The organism is uncultured Clostridium sp., assembly GCF_947036855.1.
In the GTDB taxonomy this organism is placed as follows: domain Bacteria; phylum Bacillota; class Clostridia; order Clostridiales; family Clostridiaceae; genus Sarcina.
Window position 1 is genome coordinate 1 of sequence record NZ_CAMQRY010000194.1, and the last position, 3227, is coordinate 3227.

Below are 3227 nucleotides of genomic sequence, written 5' to 3' on the forward strand. Positions count from 1 at the left end.
TAATTTACTATTAAACTTTGCACAAATATTAATACAATTACTGAATTTATAACTGCTACTATTATTGGAATACTAAAGTTCATTATTATTTCTTTTATTATGCTCTTTCTTATCATCTTTTCTGACACTGATAATTTTCTAAGAGTTTTATACTTCTCTTTACTTTCACTTGCTTCAACTAATTGCGTTAATGATATAAGTGCTGCTGAACTGATTAAAAATACTATTCCTATATAAAAGCATATATATACTAACTGCATATCACTTACATTTTTGCTTTCTATAAGATTATTTTTTGAACATCCTAAAATCCTTATATTGTCATCATGATGATTGCTTATAAACATATCTATTTTATTTTGCATTTCTTCACTTTTGTTTTTATCTTTTATATTTCCAACAGTCCAAGTTTCTTTAAAGTTCTTACCATTCATTTCTTTTATAAGTTTATCTGGCGCTATAACTGTTAAATAATTTGTATACCCTGTTCCTGTCCCAAGCTTATAACTTTCTTCTGATACTTTAGAATTTTTGACATTAAGTTTTCCTATATCTGAATTATAAGTTATCCCTTTCTTTAGTTCATTATTCAATATATTAACTATATCTGGATCATTTGATGTAAGAATAACTTCATCAGCCCTTAACTCAACTTTCTTTTCACCTCTAAGTTCTCTTAAATTATTATAATCAGAAATACTCATAACTTGATGACTTTTATTTTTATTAAATCCACTAATAACTCTACCACTACTATAAACATCATATTCAACTAAGTTTACTTGATTTAAAAAATCCTTATCAATCTTTCTTAGCTCATTATATATTTCACTATCTGTTGGTCTTACTGTTTCTTCATTATCATAATTTTTATTTTCATCAATTTTATGAAATATAAATTGAAAATCATAAGATGTATTGGTAGCTATACTTTTATCTTGTAATTTTTTAATACTAACGCCTGTAGCTATTGATGCTATAGATATAAATACCATAGCTGATATAATACTTATTTTTACTATATGTGAATTAGTTTTTGAGCTTATTTGATTTACTGTAAAAATATTAATTCCCTTTAGATATGATTTCTTATTTGCTTTTTTTACATATATAAGTAGTCCATTTATTCCATATAAAATTGATATTGAACCTATTATAAGCATTATAACAACAAGTGTAAAAACATTTACATTCATAATCATTTTTTCGGCTTTAAATAATGCTATATAATAGGAAGCTAAATTTAAAACTACACCTATTATAAATATTATTAATAGATAAATTGACTTTTTTACTACTACTTTTTCATTTTTCTTATCAGCATATATAAGCTTTAAAACTTTATAATTTATAACTGCTAAAACATTAAAAACCCCTACAAATATAAATATAATTCCAAAACATATTATTGTTTTTAAAATTGCTTTACCTGATATTATAAAGATAAAACTCTTTATCTCAGCATCAAGTAAACTTGCAGTAATAAAAGTCATACCTTGTGATATTATTATTCCAAATCCAAGACCTACAATAAGTGAAGCAACACCTACTATCATAGTTTCTAATATTAAAATCTTTGATATCTTAAACTTACTCATACCAAGTGTCATATATATACCAAATTCTTTCTTTCTTTTTCTTATAATAAAATTATTTGCATAGATTATAAGGATTCCAAGAACTATAGAAACAAATATTGATATGTATGAAAACTGAATTTCTATAGCACCTATGCTCTTTATTTGATTCTCTGAAATGTCTAATACACTCGCTTGTGCAACAAATGAATTGAATAAATAAAATATCCCTGCTGCAAGTGATAGTGTTATAAAATAAATCATATAATCCTTAAAACTCTTTTTTATATTTCTTTTAACTAGACTAAGTAACATAGCTTTACCCCCATAAATTTTCATTACTTACTTCTAAAATTCATCTTATTTAAATTTCATTTTATCTCTAGTATAATTTTATATTTTGCTAAATTATTTATGTATTATAGCTATTAAATAATATCTATATCCCCACCAAGCAATGTTACAACATCTATAATTCTATTAAAGAATTCCTTCCTTGTATCATTACCTTTAATTATCTCATTAAAAATTTTCCCATCTTTTATAAATAAAATTCTATCTGCATAACTCGCTGTAAAAGCATCATGTGTAACCATAAGAATAGTAGCTTCCACTTCTTCATTTAAACTTTTGAAAGAAGATAAAAGTTTAGCTGCTGACTTGGAATCAAGCGCCCCTGTTGGCTCATCTGCAAGAATTAAACTTGGCTGTGTTACTATTGCTCTAGCTGATGCAACTCTCTGTTTTTGTCCACCAGACATTTCATATGGATATTTTTCTAAAACATCTTCTATGTTAAGTTTTTTAGCACTTTCAAGTACAAGTTCATTTATAACCTTATGATTCTTTCCCTGTATTGTTAGTGCTAGTGCTATATTCTCATAAGCTGTAAGTGTATCTAAAAGATTATAATCTTGAAATATAAATCCAAGTTCATCACATCTGAATTTTTCAAGTTTTCTACCTCTTAAATTTGTTATCTTAACACCATTTATATCTATATCTCCTGCTGAAACCTTATCTATTGTAGCAATACAATTTAACAGAGTTGTTTTCCCAGAACCTGATGGTCCCATAATCCCTATAAATTCACCTTTTAAAACTTCAAAACTTATATTATCAATTGCTTTAGTCAGACTAAGTCTATTTCCATAATATTTTTCTATGCTTTTAACTTCTAATATTTTTTTCATCCCTCTACCCCTATCAAATTAAATTTATAAATTCAACTATAATCTACTTACTATTCTTAATCTCTCATTTTACTATACTCTTATTATATCTTCATATTATGTCCTTTTCATATCGATTTATATTTCATATACCTTTCATTTTTGTAAGATAATGAAATTAATTATTATAAAACAAAAGCAACTTTCTATTATAGAAAATTGCTTTTGTTTTATAACTTTTAAATTTTGAGCTTTTTATTAATTTTACAGTTCAAAATAATCATCATGTTTTATTTTTTCTAAATACTAGCGTCTTCATGGAAAGCCTTAAGTTCTTTTTGAATATAAGGAAGTTTTAATAACATTTCTTTAACCTCTGCAACTGTTAATCTAGTTGTATTATGTGAATTATACTCTTGTTGGTTATTTCTCTCTTCTTTACCCTCTGTAAAGTATTTCTCATAATTTAAATCTCTGT

General features: G+C 25.1%; 2 protein-coding genes and 1 pseudogene. All 3 read right to left on the bottom strand.

What is annotated here, in order from left to right:
• The coding region (locus tag Q0V15_RS12580; protein ID WP_297439488.1) for an FtsX-like permease family protein at positions 1-1892 on the bottom strand (1892 nt) is incomplete at its 3' end.
• 113 nt (positions 1893-2005) lie between these two features.
• On the bottom strand, positions 2006-2770 hold the full coding sequence (locus tag Q0V15_RS12585) for an ABC transporter ATP-binding protein (protein ID WP_297439489.1): 765 nt from the start codon (positions 2768-2770) through the stop codon (positions 2006-2008).
• 278 nt (positions 2771-3048) lie between these two features.
• Positions 3049-3227, bottom strand: a pseudogene (locus Q0V15_RS12590) (UDP-glucose 4-epimerase); the annotation flags it as partial.

Excerpts from the sequence above, each read along its gene's own strand:
- Q0V15_RS12585 (WP_297439489.1), bottom strand. The coding sequence starts at position 2,770 with ATGAAAAAAATATTAGAAGTTAAAAGCATAGAAAAATATTATGGAAAT.